The organism is Pseudomonas sp. SORGH_AS_0211 (assembly GCF_031453455.1).
Taxonomy (GTDB): domain Bacteria; phylum Pseudomonadota; class Gammaproteobacteria; order Pseudomonadales; family Pseudomonadaceae; genus Chryseomonas; species Chryseomonas aestiva.
Window position 1 is genome coordinate 1,149,720 of record NZ_JAVIZV010000001.1, and the last position, 16,305, is coordinate 1,166,024.

Below are 16,305 nucleotides of genomic sequence, written 5' to 3' on the forward strand. Positions count from 1 at the left end.
AATAAGAGGCGCCTCCGGGCGCCAGCCCAGAGGAGAATTCAAGGTGAGTCACGTCACGCAAACCCGCGCGCCCGCCGATCAGCCGCTGCGCTATCGCCCGGTGACCCTGGGACAACCCGGCGTCACCGTGGAGGAGCGGGGTGGACTGCTCTACATGGCCTCCCAGGAAGCCCTGACCCCGCCGCCGCCGCGACTGCTGGACCGGCTGTTGCACTGGGCCGCGGTGGCACCGGACCGCACCTTCTTCGCCGCGCGAGAGGCCGGCGGCGCCTGGCGCGAATTTTCCTATGGCGAGATGCTGCACCGGGTTCGCCAACTGGCCGCCGCGCTGCTGGAATTCGGCCTCTGTGCCGAGCGCCCGCTGGCGATTCTCTCCGGCAACGACCCGGAGCACCTGCAACTGGCCATGGCGGCGCTCTATGCCGGCATTCCCTTCTGCCCGGTGTCGCCCGGCTATGCGCTGCTGTCCCAGGACCACGCCAAGCTGCGCCATGTCTGCGGCCTGCTACAGCCGGGGCTGGTGTTCGTCAGCGATGGCCCGGCCTTCCAGAAGGCGCTGGACGCCGTGCTGCCCGCCGACGTCCCGGTGATCGCGACCCGCGGTCAGGTACAGGGTCGCAGCAGCCTGGCCTTCGCGGCGCTGCTCGCCCGCGGTGAACTGGCCGCCGCCGAGCGCGCCTTTGCCGCGACCGGGCCGGACAGCATCGCCAAGTTTCTCTTCACCTCCGGCTCCACCAAGCTGCCCAAGGCGGTGACCACCACCCAGCGCATGCTCTGCGCCAACCAGCAGATGCTGTTGCAGACCTTTCCGGTGTTCGGCGAAGAGCCGCCGGTGCTGGTGGACTGGTTGCCCTGGAACCACACCTTTGGTGGCAGTCACAACCTGGGGATCGTGCTCTACAACGGCGGCACCTTCTATCTCGACGAAGGCAAGCCGACACCCCAGGGCCTCGGCGAGACCCTGCGCAATCTGCGTGAGGTGTCGCCCACCGCCTACCTGACGGTCCCGCGCGGCTGGGAAGAGCTGGCTAATGCCCTGGAGCGCGACGCCGAGTTGCGCGAGCGCTTCTTCGCCCGCATGCGGCTGTTCTTCTTTGCCGCGGCGGGGCTGTCGCAAAGCGTCTGGGATCGCCTGGATCGCATCGCCGAGGCCCATTGCGGCGAACGCATCCGCATGATGGCCGGCCTGGGCATGACCGAGGCCTCGCCCAGTTGCACCTTCACCACCGGACCGCTGTCAGTGGCCGGCTACGTCGGGGTGCCGGCGCCGGGGTGCGAACTCAAGCTGGTGCCGGTGGACGGCAAGCTGGAAGGGCGTTTCCGCGGCCCGCACATCATGCCCGGCTACTGGCGCGATACCGCCCAGACCGCCGCCTGCTTCGACGAGGAAGGCTTCTACTGCTCGGGCGATGCGCTCAAGCTGGTCGATTCGGCCAATCCGCAACTGGGCCTGATGTTCGACGGCCGTATCGCCGAGGACTTCAAGCTCTCGTCCGGGGTCTTCGTCAGCGTCGGTCCCCTGCGCAATCGCGCGGTACTGGAGGGCACGCCACTGGTGCAGGACGTGGTGGTGGCGGCGCCGGATCGCGAGTGTCTCGGACTGCTGGTCTTTCCGCGCCTGGCGGACTGCCGGCAACTGGCCGGGCTCGACGACGGCGTCGATGCCGTCACGGTGCTGGCCAGCGCCCCGGTGCAGGACTGGTTCGCCGCCTGGCTCAAGCGCCTCAATCGCGAGGCCTCGGGCAACGCCAGCCGCCTGGAATGGATCGCCCTGCAGGAGGAGCCGCCATCCGCCGACCGCGGCGAGATCACCGACAAGGGCTCACTCAACCAGCGCAGCGTCCTGACCCATCGCGCCGAGCGGCTGGACGCCTGCTATCAGGGAACGGCGCCGCTGTTGATCAGGGCGTGAGGCGCAGCGCCGGGATCAGGGTGCCCGGTGCAATGCCGGCCATCCCGGTCCTGGTGGCCCGCTTCGGCACCCCGTTGCCATCCTCGCACTCCCGGCTGCAGAGACGCCTGGCGCCCGGGAGGGCGTCGGGCGTTTTCCTGTTCGTCTGTCGCTGAACCAGGCGCCAGTCGCTCGCTGCATCCCTGTCTTGCTTCCCAGTAGCCGCTGACCGGACCTGGCTTTCCAGGTAGCTGGCCGCGTGCTGGCCCGTCAACCGGGTCTTTCCAGGGTTTCGTTCTGATTTCAGATTATGACTCTGTAATTTCCGCAAGGAATACAGGCTGCCAGGGCTTGCATTTGGCTATTCATGCTTTATTTTGAAATAGCGTTTCATAAATACAAGGGCAATCCCCCTCCGCTAGCCGGCCTACGTCGCCGCCAAAGGTCTCTGTGCATGAGCTTCTTCACTGCGCCTCCGACGCTGGAAACTGCTGTCTTCACCCGTCTGCCCGAACGTTATCGCCAGCCACGGCGTACCGCCTGGGCCGATGCCAACCGCCAGGGCCGCGCCATCGATTCCTTCCTGGAAGGACCGTCCTTCGATCGCCAGGGCAATCTCTACGTCACCGACATTCCTAATGGGCGCATCTTCCGCATCGATCCCCAGGGCGAGTGGGAGCTGGTCTGCGAATACGACGGCTGGCCCAACGGCTTGAAGATCCACCGCGACGGACGCATCTTCATCGCCGACTACAAGCGCGGCATCCTGCTGCTCGATCCGCTGCGCGGCGAGGTGGAAACGCTGCTGGGTAGCGCCGGCTCGGAGGGCTTCAAGGGCGTCAACGACCTGGTGTTCTCGCCTGCCGGTGATCTCTATTTCACCGACCAGGGGCAGACCGGTCTGCAGGATGCCAGCGGCCGGGTCTATCGACTGGGTGCCGATGGCCAGCTCAGCTGCCTGCTGGCGACGGTGCCCAGCCCCAACGGCATCGTCTTCGATCCGCGACTCAACCACCTGCTGGTGGCGGTGACCCGGGCGCAGCAGATCTGGCGTATCCCGCTGGGCAACGGCCCGCTGGTCGGCAAGGTCGGCGTCTTCGCCCAGCTGCATGGCGGCCTGGGCGGACCGGACGGCCTGGCGCTGGACGAGCAGAGCAATCTCTACATCGCCCATACCGGTTTCGGTTCGGTCTGGCAGCTCTCGCCGGTGGCCGAGCCGCTGGCCCGGTTGAAATCCTGCGCCGGCATCAGCAACACCAACCTGGCCTTTGGCGGTCCCGAAGGACGCAGCCTGTTCATCACCGAATCCGAGACCGGCAGCATCCTGCGCGCGGAGGCTCCGGTACGCGGCCTGCCGCTGTTTTCCCATCTCTGACCGGCGCTGCGGCGTCTCGCGCTTTACCCCACAACAACTACAAGAGAGGTTACCCATGAGCCAGACCCGTCCGGGCGAGCAGCCGCCCCTGACCGATGCCGAAGGCGAACAGCTCCTGCGGCGCGCCCTGTGGCGCATCCTGCCGTTCATCTTCGCCTGCTATGTGGTCAGCTACCTGGACCGCACCAATGTCGGCTTCGCCGCCATCAGCATGAACCAGGACCTTGGCCTCACCGCGACGATGTTCGGCTGGGCGGCGGGCCTGTTCTTCTTCGGCTACTTCCTGTTCGAAGTGCCGAGCAACCTGCTGTTGCAGCGCTTCGGCGCGCGGGTCTGGATCGCGCGGATCATGATCAGCTGGGGCCTGATCTCCATGGCCACGGCCTTCGCCACCGGGCCGGTCAGCTTCAGCATCCTGCGCTTCCTGCTGGGAGTGGCCGAGGCCGGTTTCACCCCGGGGGTCTACCTCTATTTCACCTACTGGTTTCCCGGCAAATGGCGCGCCAAGGCCACGGCGGCCTTCCTGCTGGGCATTCCCACCGCCAACATCATCGGCTCGCCGCTGTCGGGGATGCTGCTGGACGTGCACGATTTCATGGGGCTGAGGAACTGGCAATTCCTGCTGGTGGCGGAGGCCCTGCCGGCGGTGCTGCTCGGTATTCTCTGTCTGTTCGTGCTGGTGGATACGCCGGCCAAGGCGCGCTGGCTGTCGACCCGCGAGCGCACCTGGCTGATCGAACGCCTGGCCCGCGAGCAGCGCGAGATCGGTGCCACCCACGGTTCCACGCTGCGCCACGCCTTCACCAACTCGAGGGTGTTCATGCTGGCCGCCATCAACTTCTGCGGCATCGTCGGCTCCGTGGGGATCGGCATCTGGATGCCGCAGATCATCAAGAGCCTGGGCATGCAGAACACCACCGTGGGCCTGGTGGCGACCATTCCCTATGTGCTCGGCGCGGTGGCCATGACGCTCTGGGCGCGCCAGGCCAACCAGAGTGCCCAGCGGCTGCCCTATGTGGCCGGTGCCCTGGCGCTTGCCGCGCTGGGCCTGGTGGGCGCCGCGCTCTCGGCCGATCCGCTGCTGCGCATGACCTGCCTGAGCGTGGCGGTGGCGAGCATCCTGTCCTTCCAGGCGACCTTCTGGGCCATTCCCTCCACCTTCCTGACCGGTCGGGCCGCGGCAGGGGGACTGGCGCTGATCGTCTCCATCGGCAACCTGGGTGGCTTCGTCGGGCCCTTCGCCATCGGCCTGGTCAAGGATGCCACCCAGAGTTTCTCCGGGCCCTTCTATGTGGTGGCCTCGGTCTTGGCGCTGGGGGTCGTGCTGATGCTCTGGCTGGGTGATCCGAGTCGGCGGGTACCGGTGAAGCCGCTGGGCGCGACGGGCCTGGAAGGGGTAGGTCGTACCTGAGGCGAAAGGTTCTGGAGGAAAGAGGCGGCCTCGGCCGCCTCTTTCCTTTACAGGTCCCGTTGGTTGCACCTGCGCCAGACGCGAAGACTGGAGAAAGGCAGCGGGATGCATCTACCGGCAGCGGTCGGAAAGTACGGAGTCATTACCGGATTGATTTGCCGGGAGGCCTGGCAGAGGGTATCTCCATGAAAAAGGCAGCCAAGGGCTGCCTTTTTCATGCCGGCAAGAGGTTGCTAGGGCAGGGCGCAGCCCTTCTTCCTGAGCGATTCCAGGACCCAGCTGCGGTCGTTGGTACCTTCGGCGATCTGCCGCATCTGCTTTTCTTCGGCGGCGTGCTTGGCGGCGGCGCGGTCATAGACCTCGGCAACATGATCGTAGGGCACGCAGAGCAGGCCGTCGTCATCGCCGATGATCAGATCGCCCGGCTCGATGACCATGCCATCAAGGGCGATGGGTACGTTTATCTCGCCGGGGCCGTCCTTGTACGGACCGCGATGGGAGATGCCGGCGGCGAACAGCGGGAAGTCACTCGCGCCGATGTTGGCGGCATCGCGGATGGCGCCATTGATGACGATGCCGGCGACCCCACGCTTGACCGCATAGGCCACCATCATCTCGCCGATCAGGGCATTGCTCAGGTCGCCGCCGGCATCCACCACGATCACGTCACCCGGTTCGGCGATGTTCAGGGCGTAGTGCAGCATGAGGTTGTCGCCCGGACGCGCCTTGACGGTCAGGGCGGGGCCGGCGAGCACGCCCTGGCGATGCATGGGGCGCAGGCGAGAGCCGCCAGCGGTCATGCGGTGCATGGAGTCGCTGACGTTGGCGACCGGGATGTCGCGGTAACGCGCGACCCAGTCGGCCGCGACCTTGCGTTGGGCAGTGAGCACTCTGAAGCCGATGGTCATGGGCATTTCTCTTGTGGGAATTGTGGGATGCCGCCACGTATTGGTTGGCTATTTTCAGAATTGCATTTCGTTTTTAAGGTTTCAAGTCCTTTGATCGGGTCTTTTTAGGGGCATAAATATAAAATTTGCAATGCCATTTCATTATGCTAGGTTCTGAGGCAGATCGCTCGCCTTAGGCGCTGCGCCCGTTCATAACAACAAGGGGTACTTCGATGACCCGCAAGATCTTGCTCACCGGTCCGGCACTGGCTTCCGAAGCCATGGCCCTGGCCGCCGCCCATGACGTTCAGGTCATCCCGACCGAGCCCTACATGCCCCATGACGACCTGCTCGCCCTGATCCGCCAGGAGCAGCCTGACGCCATCATCGTCCGCCAGGGCAAGCTGACCCGGCCCATGATCGAGGCGTCAGCCAGGCTGGCGATCATCGCCAAGCACGGCGTGGGCTACGACACCATCGACCTGCAGGCGGCCGCCGATCGAAACATTCCGGTCACCATCGCCCTGGGCGCCAACGCCCAGTCGGTGGCCGAGCACGCCTTCGCCCTGATGTTCAGCGTCGCGCGGCAGACCCCCTGGCTGAATGCGCGGATGCACGCCGGCCACTGGGACAAGGCCCAGGCCAATGGCACCGAGCTGTTCGGCAAGACCCTGGGTCTGGTCGGGCTGGGCGCCATCGGCAGCGTGCTGATGGACCTGGTGGCGCCGCTGCGGATGCAGGTGCGGGTCTATGATCCCTATCTCAAGAACCTGCCCGTGCGCGATCATGTGCAGCGTGAAGAGAGCTTCGACAATCTGCTGGCCGAGTGCGATGTCATCAGCCTGCATTGCCCCCTGACCGAGGCCAATCGCCACCTGTTCGGCGCCGCCCAGTTCGCCCGCATGCGCCCCGGCAGCCTGCTGATCAACACCGCCCGTGGCGAGCTGATCGATACCCAGGCGCTGGTAACGGCGCTGCGTGAAGGCCAGATCGGCGGCGCCGGTCTGGATACCTTCCATCCCGAACCGCCGCCGGCGGACAGCGACCTCTGGGGGCTCGCCAACCTGGTGGCCACGCCGCACGTCGGCGCCAACACCACCGAGGCTCGGGACCGGGTCGGCCTGGTAGCGGTGCAGCAGGTGCTCGATTGCTGGCACGGCAAGACGGTGGAGTCGCGCGCGGTGGTCAATCGCCACCTGACGGCCGCCTAAGCGCGGCGGCGACGGGGCGGCCCCACCAGGCTGCCTGCCACGCTATCTCCACAACAATAAGACGGAGAGCTCTCATGACTACCCCGACGCCCCCGGTCAGCGAACTGGAACGCGCGACCATGCGCCGCGTTGCCTGGCGCATCCTCCCATTCCTGATGGTTTGCTACCTCATCGCCATCATCGATCGCGGCAACATCGGCATGGCCTCGCTGCAGATGAACAAGGATCTCGGCCTGACGCCGGCGATCTTCGGCTTCGCCAGCAGCCTGTTCTTCTTTTCCTATTTCCTGGTCGAGGTGCCGAGCAACCTGGCGCTGCAGCGCTTCGGCGCGCGGATCTGGATCGCCCGGATCATGATCACCTGGGGGCTGATCTCGGCCGGTACCGCCTTCGTCCAGGGTGCCAATTCGCTGTACGTGATGCGCTTCCTGCTGGGCGCCGCGGAAGCCGGCTTCTTTCCCGGGGTGCTGCTGTATCTCACCTACTGGCTGCCGTCCAACTACCGGGCGCGCATGGTCGCCCTTTTCATGGTGGCGATACCGGGGGCGAATTTCCTCGGTTCGCCGCTCTCCGGTTTGCTGCTGAGCCTGGACGGCTGGCTGGGCATCCGTGGCTGGCACTGGCTGTTCATCCTGGAAGGCATCCCGGCGGTGCTGCTGGGCATCGCCTGCCTGTTCGTGCTCACTGACCGCCCGGAGCAGGCCAAATGGCTGAGCGACGAGCAGCGCAACTGGCTGACGCTCAGGCTGGCCGAGGAGCGCGGTCGCAAGACCAGCATCGGCCATATCTCCCTGTGGCAACTGCTCAAGCACAAGGATATCTGGGTGATGGCGCTGATCTACTCGGGCGCCTCAGCGGCCGGCAGCACCATGAGCGTCTGGGCGCCGCAACTGCTCAAGTCCTTTGGCCTGTCCAACCTGGAAGTCGGCCTCACCAATGCCATTCCCTATGGCCTGGCCTCCGTGGCGATGGTCCTCTGGGGCCGCAGCTCGGATCGCACCGGCGAGCGTCGCTGGCATACCTCGCTCACCATGCTGTTGATCGCCGTGGGCCTGCTGGCGGGCATGTTCACCTCGTCGCTGGCGTCCACGGTGATCCTGCTGAGCTTGGTGCTGATCGGTGCCTATTCGATGAAGGGGCCGTTCTGGGCACTCGCCTCGGGCTGGCTGTCGTCGTCCACCGCCGCAGCCGGTCTGGCCGCCATCGGTGCCCTGGCCAACCTCATCGGTGGCGGGGTAATGGTCAACGTCTACGGTGCCATCCACGGCGCCACCCACAGCCATGCCCTGGCCGTGCTGCCGCTGGCCACCCTGTGCGCCATCAGCGGTCTGCTGGTGCTGATCATGGGTCGCAAGGCCATGCGCGCCAAGGCCGAAGCCCAGAGCGTAGCGACCAACGCCGGCTAGCACCGGTCACGGCCGGCCCGCTCGGTCGGCCGTCCCTTCGAGGAATCCTCCATGACCTTCAATCGTCGGCGCTTCCTGCAAGCGAGCGCCCAGACGGGTGCCGCCCTGTGCCTGTTCGACGCCCTGGGCGTCCAGGCCGCTACCCCCTTTTCCAGTATCCAGACGGCGCCCCGGCTCAAGCCACCGGCCGGCAGCGTCGACTGCCACATGCACCTCTACGACGACCGCTACCCAGCGGCGCCGGGCGCCAAGCTGCTCCCGCCCAATGCCTCCCTGGAGGATTATCACCAGCTGCAGGCCCTGCTGGGGCTGCAGCGAATGGTGATCGTAACGCCGTCCACCTATGGCACCGACAATGGCTGCCTGCTCGACGGTCTGGCGCGTAGCGGTGGCCAGGCCCGGGGCGTGGCGGTGATCGACCGAAGCATCACCGAGGCCGAGTTGCAGGACCTGCACAAGGCCGGGGTGCGCGGCATCCGCTTCAACCTCAGCTACGGCGGCACCGACCTGGCCGATCTGGAGCCCCTGGCCGCACGGGTCGACGAGCTGGGCTGGAACGTCCAGGTGGTCGCTCCGGGTAATCAGCTGCTGGAGCTGGAGAGTCGCCTGCAACGTCTGCCGGCGCGACTGGTGATCGACCACCTCGGCCATGTGCCCCAGCCGGAAGGCGTGCAGTCGCTGGCCTTCGCCGTGTTGGGACGGCTGCTGGACGGTGGCCGTACCTGGGTCAAGCTGTCGGGGCCCTACATCAGGTCGCGCAGTGGTCCGCCGGACTATGCCGACGTCGGCGCCGTGGCGCGGGAGCTGGTACGGCGCCATCCCGAACGACTGCTGTGGGGCAGCGACTGGCCACACCCCACGGTGGCGGCCGGCAACAAGCCGGACGACGGACATATCTTCGACCTGCTGGCCGACTGGGCACCCGACGCAAGGGTGCGTACCGCCATCCTGCGCGACAATCCGGTCAGTCTGTACGACTTATGACGGTCGAGCCGTAGAGCGGCTTGCCGCCCAGGCTGCGAGTCAGCTCGTCGGCGATGGCGCTCAGTATGCCGTGCAGGGCGCGGGCGCGTTCCTGGGTAAGGCGGTTGGCCGGACCGGAGATGACCAGGGCGCCGAGCAGCTCTTCCTGGGCGCCATAGATCGGCAAGGCCAGGGACGCGGCATGGGGATCGGTGGCGCCACGGGAGTAGAAGGGCGTCAGGCCGGCCCTGGCCACCAGATAGGGCGTCTGCAGGGCCTGGGCACTGGCCGCCTCGTCCATGGGGCGCATGTCGCCGGGTTGCAGGTGCAGCCGCAGGCTATGGGGCGAATTCACCCGGTACTGGCAGAGGCGATAGGCGCCGTGGCGCACATAGAAGGAGGCGGTCTCGCCGCTCTCTTCGGTCAGCTGATGCAGGCGCGGCATGATGTGGCGCTCCACATCGTGGGCGTCCTGGTAGATGGCGTTCAGTCGTACCACTTCGCTGGCCAGCATGTAGCGACCGTCGGCGAGGCGGGTGACCAGGCCAAAGGTCTCCAGCGAGACCAGCAGGCGCATGATGGTGCTCTTGATCAGCCCGGTGCGGGTGGTCAGCTCGGCGAGACTCAGGGCCGAATCGCCGATGCGAAAGGCGGTGAGCACGGTCAGGACGCGGTCGGCGGAGGCGACGCCGGCAACTTCCGGGCGTGGACGAGGGGTATTCAACCTGGATGTCTCCTGAGCGGACGGGGAGCCGCATTATCCGCGAGCGGACCGGAGGCGCCTAGGGTCAGGTTGACCCTCACTCCGGCCCTCGCCATGAGCGAGAGGGGGAGGTTGGGTGTAGTTGGGCTTCCGTAGGTTGCGGCTGAGCGCAGCGAAGCCCAACGGGGCGGTGCCTCGGGCGCTGCCGGTGTCCCTCACCCCGGCCCTCTCCCCAAAGGAGAGGGGGCGGTTGGGTGTAGGTTGGATTTCGTAGGTTGCGGTTGAGCGCAGCGAAGCCCAACAGGGAGCACCGCTATCCGCCCACGGCCCTTCAGCCCAACTCCCCATTGAGCTTGCGCAGCAGGCGCAGCAGCTCGGCCCGCTCGGCATCTTCCAGCGGCGCGCTGGCGGCGCGGTCGCTGGCGGCGGCGCGTTCCTTGAGTTCACCGACCAGGGCACGGCCCTGCTCGGTGAGGTGCAGGGCGTAGGCGCGACGATCCTGGGTGCCGCGCACCCGCTCGGCCAGGCCCTGGCGTTCCAGCTTGTTCAGCAGCAGCACCAGTTGCGGCGGCTCGATGGCCAGGCGCCGGGCCAGGTCGGCCTGCATCAGGCCGGGTTCCTGCTCGAGGATCACCAGGGCAGTGAACTGTGCGGGGCGCAGGTCGTAGGCGGCCAGGCTGTCCACCAGGTGCTGGAACATCTTCATCTGGGCGCGGCGCAGGGCATAGCCTACGGCGGTGTCCAGCCAGGGGGTGGCGGCAGGGTCCAGGGGCGTGGCGTCGTCGGGGGAACTCATCGGCGGGAAGGGCTTCCGTCGGAGATGGCGAGAGGAGGGTATCGAGGGGGCATTCTAGTCCAGATCCTGACGTGCGCGGCGATGGCGATAGGCGAACTGGGCACGACTCAGGCCCAGCAGTCGCGACGCGGCGGCCATGTTCCCCTCGCTGCGCGCCAGGGCTTCGTCGAGCAGCTCGGCTTCCAGCTGTCTCAGGTGCAGCGGGCGTTGGCCGTCCACGCCTAGGCGCTCCAGCCAGCTGGCTGTCTGCGGCGCTGGTTCCAGGAGGTCGGCCGGCAACGGCTCGCCACGAAACAGGTGGGGCAGGTCGATGAGTTCGCCCGGATCGCTGGCAATCACTCCGCGCTCCACCAGATTCTGCAATTCCCGCACGTTGCCGGGAAAGTCGTAGCGCAGCAGCGCCTTGAGGGCGCGCATGGTCAGGCCCACCGGCGGGCGTTCATAGGCGGCGCAAAAGCGCCGTAGGAACAGATCCACCAGCAGGGGCACGTCGTCGCGGCGGTCCCGCAACGGCGGGATGCCGATGGGATAGACGTTGAGCCGATAGAAGAGATCTTCGCGGAAATCGCCGCGGCGTACCGCGTCGCGCAGGTCCAGATTGGTGGCGGCGATCACCCTGACGTCCACCCTGAGGGTACGACTGCCGCCGACCCGTTCGATCTCGCGCTCCTGGAGCGCGCGCAGCAGCTTGCCCTGGCCGGGCAGACTCAGGCAGGCGATCTCGTCGAGGAACAGGGTGCCGCCCTGGGCGCGCTCGAAGCGCCCAGCGCGGGACTGGTTGGCGCCGGTGTAGGCACCGCGCTCCACGCCGAACAATTCGGCTTCGATGAGATTCTCGGGAATGGCCGCGCAGTTGAGGGCGACGAAGGGGCCGTCGGCGCGGCGACTGAGGCGGTGCAGGTGGCTGGCGAACAATTCCTTGCCCACCCCGGATTCACCGGTGAGCAGCACCGTGGCCGGGGTCGGGGCGACCCGCTGCAGGGCCTGGAAGGCGCTGTTGAAGGCCGCCGAGGCGCCCACCAGCGGTTGCTGGCCGTCGGCGGCGTTGGGCAGGGGCGCGGGCTGGCGCTCCGTGGCGGCTGTCTCGGGAGCGCCGTCGCCAGCGGCATTGAGATAGCGCAGGTCTTCTGCCACGTCGGGCCAGCGTTCGGCATTGCGGCCTTCGACCCGGCAGACGTGGTGGCCCATGGCACGGCATTCCACCTCGCGAAAGATCACCAGGCGGCCGAACAGGCTGCTGACGTAGCCGATCGCATAGCCGATCTCCATCCAGCAGGCCGGATCGCTGCCCTGACCGTGGGCGATCTGGTGCTCGTCGCATTCAGCCGAGTGATGCCAGAGAAATTCGCCGCCATAACGCCCCTGGTCGACATCGAATTCGAAATGCAGCGGCTCGACCCGCACCAGACCTTCCAGGCCATGCAGGCGGGTGCCGGCGGCGAAGATGGCCGCAGCGTCGGCCTGGGGCCAGCGCTTGCGCACCAGTTCGGCGTCCCTTACCCCGGAAAGATAGCCCACCCGGGTCAGCAGACCGCGGGCGCGCTCCTGACCCAGGGCGCCGATCAACTCGCGCCGCAGGGCACCAAAGGATGAGGCGTGCACCAGCAGCATGCGCTGGTCATTGAGCCAGATGCGGCCATCGCCGGGCGAGAAGAACAGGCACTCGGCCAGTTCCGCCTGGGTCGGGCTGGCGCTGCCATCCCAGGCGGCACTGTCGCCCCGGTGCAGGCCCGGCGCGACCTGCTGTAAGGCGTTGAGGGACAGGCGTTCGGACAATGCCATCAGCGGACTCCCGGAAGAACTGCGCAAATGCGCAATCGAGAGAATGGTTATACCTCATAACTTTATCTTTTGAGCAAGACGTTTGCCGGATGAGCCTGGTGCACAGGCTCGCGCGCGATAGCAAGCCATTGATTGTGTTGCTCTTTTCGATGTCGGCCCAACCTGGGCACAGCCCTTGCTGTCTTGCCTGTGCCCACCGCGGCCCGATAACAACAAGGAGAAGGCTATGAGCAGACCATCCACGCCGTTCCTGGACGGCGCACCCTGGCGCGAGCGGATTTTTGATGGCGACTGGATCGCCGCCCAGGGCGGCCTCCTGGAGGTCACCGAGCCCGCCACCGGCCAGCCCCTGCACCGCACCGGCCTGGCCAGTGTCGCCGACATCGACCAGGCCTGCGCCAAGGCGGCCCAGGCGCAACCGGCCTGGGCCGGCTGGACCGCCCGGCAGAAGGCCGGGCTGTTCCTGGCCGCCGCCGCGCACCTGGAAATGAATCGCGCCGAACTGGCCCCCCTGATCGCCCGGGAGACCGGCGGCATCCTGCCCAAGGCCGAGCTGGAATTGCGCGAAGCCGGGGTCATCCTGCAGCAGGTCGCCGGTCAGTTGCTGCAGCCCCATGGCGTGGTCCTGCCCAGCGAGCGCGGGGCGCTGTCCTATGCCCGCCGCCTGCCCCATGGCGTGGTGGGGGTGATCTCGCCCTTCAATTTTCCCCTGATCCTCTCCTTGCGCGCCGTGGCGCCGGCGCTGGCCTGCGGCAATGCCGTGGTGCTCAAGCCGGATCACCAGACGCCGGTGAGCGGCGGTATCCTGATCGCCCGGCTGTTCGAGGCCATCGGCCTGCCCAAGGGCGTGCTGCAGGTGCTGCCCGGTCGCGCCGAGGCCGGGGCGGCGCTCTGCGCCCATCCCCAGGTGCGGATGATCGCCTTTACCGGCTCGACCCAGGCCGGGCGCCAGGTGGCGGAAAGCGCCGGGCGCCACCTGAAGAAGGTGGCCCTGGAGCTGGGCGGCAAGAATCCGCTGATTGTGCTCGACGACGCCGATCTCGACCGCGCCGTCGGTTGCGCCGCCTGGGGCAGCTTCCTGCACCAGGGCCAGATCTGCATGGCCACCGGCCTGATCCTGGTGCACCAGCGCCTCGCCGCCGCCTTCACCGAACGTCTGGTCGCCCGCGCCGCCGCCCTGCGCCTGGGTGATCCGCTGGAACCCACGACCCAGCTGGGTCCGCTGATCAACGCCCGGCAGCTGCAACGGGTACGGGGTATCGTCACCGACAGCCTCGCCGCCGGTGCCCGGCTGGAGCAGGGCGGCCGGCACGAAGGGCTGTTCTATGCCCCGACCGTACTGAGCGGTGTCCGTCCCGGCATGCGCGCCTTCGACGAAGAGATCTTTGGTCCGGTGGCCAGCGTGGTGACCTTCGCCAGCGAGGCCGAGGCCGTCGACCTGGCCAATCGCACCCCCTACGGCCTGGCGGCCGGCGTGCTCTCCGGCTCCCTGGCCCGCGCCCGCGCCCTGGGTGAACGCCTGGAGTGCGGAATGCTGCACCTCAACGACCAGACGGTGAACGACGAGGTGGTCAATCCCTTCGGCGGGCGTGGCCAGTCCGGCAATGGCGGCAGTGTCGGCGGCCTGTGCAACTGGGACGACTACAGCCAGTGGCAGTGGGTGACCGAGCATAGCGAGCCGCCACGCTATCCCTTCTGAGAGCCTGCTCAAAGGCTGCTGCGCGTCGGCCAAACCGCGTTGAACACGACCTGGGTCGCCAGTCCGATCGGAATGCTCATTTACCACTCGTAAACCCGAGCGCGGGTCCGATCCGCTTCCTCAGCCATGTTCGCCTTGTCTGGCTCTAGCTCGCGAGCCTTTGAACAGGCTCCAAGCCCCTGTTTCACCCCCAATAACAACAAGAGGAAAATCCCATGACCCTGTATGGCAAGACCCTGGTCGTCACTGGCGTGGCCTCTGGCATCGGCGCCGAACTGGCGCGTCTGGCGCGCTTTCAGGGCGCCTATGTGATAGGCGTCGACCGCAACCAGCCCCAGCTCAGCCTGGACGACTTCCACCAGGCCGACCTGGGCGATCCCGACAGCATCGCCGCCCTGGTCAGCCGCCTGCCGGAGCGCCTGCACGGTCTGTGCAATATCGCCGGGGTGCCGGGCACGGCGCCCCGGGAGGCAGTGGCGCAAGTCAACTATCTCGGCCTGCGCCTGCTCAGCCAGCAACTGGTCGCGCGGCTGGGGCAGGGAGGCGCCATCGTCAACGTCGCCTCCATCCTCGGCGCCGAATGGCCACAGCGCCTGGAGCAGCATCGCGCGCTGGCGCAGATCGTTGACTTCGTCCAGGCCCAGGCCTGGCTGGAAGCTCATCCGGTGGACCAGGCCACCTGCTACCAGTACTTCAAGGAAGCGCTCATCGTCTGGAGCTTCGTGCAGTCCCAGACCTGGTTTCGCGAATTCGGCGTGCGGCTGAATTGCGTGGCGCCCGGGCCGGTATTCACCCCCATCCTCGGCGACTTCGTCAGCATGCTCGGCGAAGAGCGCGTCGCCCGCGACAGCCAGCGCATGCCACGCCCGGCGCTGGCCGACGAGGTGGCTGCGGCCATTGCTTTCCTCTGCAGCGATGCCTCGCGCTGGATAAACGGCGTCAACCTGCCGGTGGATGGCGGTCTCGCCGCCAGTTACGTCTGACCCGGATCGCCGCGCCTGCCCGGGTGCGGTGATCGCGTTTTCCCACAACAAGAACAACTCCAGGACGACGTCATGCGCACACGTTTCGGATTCTGTCTGCTGGCCGCGGCCAGTCTCGCCTCCACCCTGGCCCAGGCCTACGATCTGCCCGGTCTCAATCTCGGCTCCACCAGCTTCTATGACGGCGCGCCGGCGCCGGATGGCCCCGGCTGGTACTGGGAGGAGTACCTGATCTATGGCAAGACCAGCCGCTTCAACGACCAGGACGGCCGCAAGCTGCCCTTGCCCAAGCAGGAGCTGACCACCTTCGCCCCGGTCAGCCAGATCATCTATGTCGGCCAGCCCCTGGCCAATGGCGCCATGCCCGGCTTCACCGCCATCCTGCCCTGGCTGGCCCACGCCGATGTCGATGACGGACTCGGCGGCCAGGCGCTGAGCGCCCGCGAAGGGGTCGGGGACCTGACCCTGGGCGCCTTCCTGCAATTGCCCACCACCACCCGCCCCGATGGCGGACCGCGCTGGGCACAGCGCATCGAGGCCGAGATCGTCGCCCCCATCGGTCGCTACGACCGCGACCGGGCGATCAATCCGGGCAGCAACTTCTGGTCCTTCAATCCCTACTACGCCACCACCTACTGGCTGACGCCGCAGTGGTCGGTCACCGGGCGCTTCTGGTACCTGTGGAATGGCAAGAACGACCAGCCGCTACGCAGCTTTGGCGAGGTGTCCGACACCCAGGCCGGCCAGGCGCTGCACGCCAACTTCGCCACCCAGTACGCGCTGAACGACCGGCTCAGCGTCGGCCTGAGCGGCTACTGGCTCCGGCAGATCACCGACACCCAGGTGGACGGCCATGACGTCAGCGGGCGGCGGGAAAAGGTCTGGGCCTGGGGCCCGGGTTTCACCTACGCCTTTTCCCGGGAGAACCTGGTCACCGTCAACAGCTACTTCGAGCAGGACGCCGAGAACCGCACCGAGGGGCGCAAGTTCGTCGTCAACTTCCTGCACAAGCTCTAGTGTGGTGTTTCAGACGTTCGCGCAAGAATTGGCGAGTGATTTTTTGACGGTTCGGCGCTCCGACTTGGGCTAGTCGCCGCGACGAGTCATAGCAGGGCTATGGCGAGGAGTGGCAACGCCACTCAAGCCGAAAAAGCGCCGCTAAAATTGTGCAGTTAACGTCTGAAACACCACACTGGCG

13 protein-coding genes are annotated in these 16,305 nt (G+C 66.9%); 9 read left to right on the plus strand and 4 right to left on the minus strand.

Annotation, left to right across the window (positions count from 1 at the left end):
- The first annotated feature begins 43 nt into the window (after window positions 1–43).
- The 3 genes from QE393_RS05285 to QE393_RS05295 all read left to right on the plus strand — a co-directional run bounded on the left by QE393_RS05285 (window position 44) and on the right by QE393_RS05295 (window position 4,677).
- Entirely contained in the window at window positions 44–1,912 is a 1,869-nt protein-coding gene (locus QE393_RS05285; protein ID WP_273809317.1) for a feruloyl-CoA synthase, read from the plus strand.
- A 433-nt stretch (window positions 1,913–2,345) separates the two neighbouring features.
- Complete coding sequence (locus tag QE393_RS05290; RefSeq protein ID WP_273809319.1) at window positions 2,346–3,266, plus strand: SMP-30/gluconolactonase/LRE family protein; 921 nt, start codon at window positions 2,346–2,348, stop codon at window positions 3,264–3,266.
- Window positions 3,267–3,321: 55 nt separating this feature from the next.
- Entirely contained in the window at window positions 3,322–4,677 is a 1,356-nt protein-coding gene (locus QE393_RS05295; RefSeq protein WP_273809321.1) for an MFS transporter, read from the plus strand.
- Between the two features lie 233 nt (window positions 4,678–4,910).
- Here the strand turns inward: QE393_RS05295 and QE393_RS05300 are convergent, their stop codons facing one another.
- Window positions 4,911–5,585, minus strand: a complete 675-nt coding sequence (locus QE393_RS05300; protein ID WP_273809323.1) for an RraA family protein — start codon at window positions 5,583–5,585, stop codon at window positions 4,911–4,913.
- A gap of 212 nt (window positions 5,586–5,797) precedes the next feature.
- On the opposite strand from QE393_RS05300, the gene QE393_RS05305 reads away from it, so the two are divergent.
- The 3 genes from QE393_RS05305 to QE393_RS05315 all read left to right on the plus strand — a co-directional run bounded on the left by QE393_RS05305 (window position 5,798) and on the right by QE393_RS05315 (window position 9,165).
- Entirely contained in the window at window positions 5,798–6,775 is a 978-nt protein-coding gene (locus QE393_RS05305; RefSeq protein ID WP_273809325.1) for a hydroxyacid dehydrogenase, read from the plus strand.
- A gap of 74 nt (window positions 6,776–6,849) precedes the next feature.
- A complete protein-coding gene (locus QE393_RS05310; protein WP_273809326.1) occupies window positions 6,850–8,181 on the plus strand; it encodes an MFS transporter in 1,332 nt (443 codons plus the stop codon).
- 51 nt (window positions 8,182–8,232) lie between these two features.
- On the plus strand, window positions 8,233–9,165 hold the full coding sequence (locus QE393_RS05315) for an amidohydrolase family protein (protein WP_273809327.1): 933 nt from the start codon (window positions 8,233–8,235) through the stop codon (window positions 9,163–9,165).
- On the opposite strand, the gene QE393_RS05320 is transcribed toward QE393_RS05315, so the two are convergent.
- From QE393_RS05320 to QE393_RS05330, 3 genes are all read right to left on the minus strand, one after another.
- Window positions 9,146–9,868, minus strand: a complete 723-nt coding sequence (locus QE393_RS05320; RefSeq protein WP_273809328.1) for an IclR family transcriptional regulator — start codon at window positions 9,866–9,868, stop codon at window positions 9,146–9,148. The two genes, QE393_RS05315 and QE393_RS05320, sit on opposite strands and share 20 nt — an antisense overlap.
- Window positions 9,869–10,178: 310 nt before the next feature.
- Window positions 10,179–10,643, minus strand: a complete 465-nt coding sequence (locus tag QE393_RS05325) for a MarR family winged helix-turn-helix transcriptional regulator (protein ID WP_187978910.1) — start codon at window positions 10,641–10,643, stop codon at window positions 10,179–10,181.
- 54 nt (window positions 10,644–10,697) lie between these two features.
- Window positions 10,698–12,425, minus strand: coding sequence for a sigma-54-dependent Fis family transcriptional regulator (locus QE393_RS05330; RefSeq protein ID WP_273809330.1), 1,728 nt, complete (start codon window positions 12,423–12,425; stop codon window positions 10,698–10,700).
- A gap of 226 nt (window positions 12,426–12,651) precedes the next feature.
- On the opposite strand from QE393_RS05330, the gene QE393_RS05335 reads away from it, so the two are divergent.
- The 3 genes from QE393_RS05335 (at window position 12,652) to QE393_RS05345 (ending at window position 16,124) form a co-directional block, all read left to right on the plus strand.
- On the plus strand, window positions 12,652–14,124 hold the full coding sequence (locus tag QE393_RS05335; RefSeq protein WP_273809332.1) for a benzaldehyde dehydrogenase: 1,473 nt from the start codon (window positions 12,652–12,654) through the stop codon (window positions 14,122–14,124).
- Window positions 14,125–14,339: 215 nt separating this feature from the next.
- Window positions 14,340–15,107 carry a coniferyl-alcohol dehydrogenase gene (locus QE393_RS05340; RefSeq protein WP_273809334.1) on the plus strand — a complete coding sequence of 256 codons (768 nt, stop codon included), beginning with the start codon at window positions 14,340–14,342 and terminating at the stop codon, window positions 15,105–15,107.
- A gap of 72 nt (window positions 15,108–15,179) precedes the next feature.
- Window positions 15,180–16,124 (plus strand): transporter, encoded by a 945-nt coding sequence (locus QE393_RS05345; protein ID WP_273809335.1) that lies wholly within the window; start codon window positions 15,180–15,182, stop codon window positions 16,122–16,124.
- Window positions 16,125–16,305 lie beyond the last annotated feature (181 nt).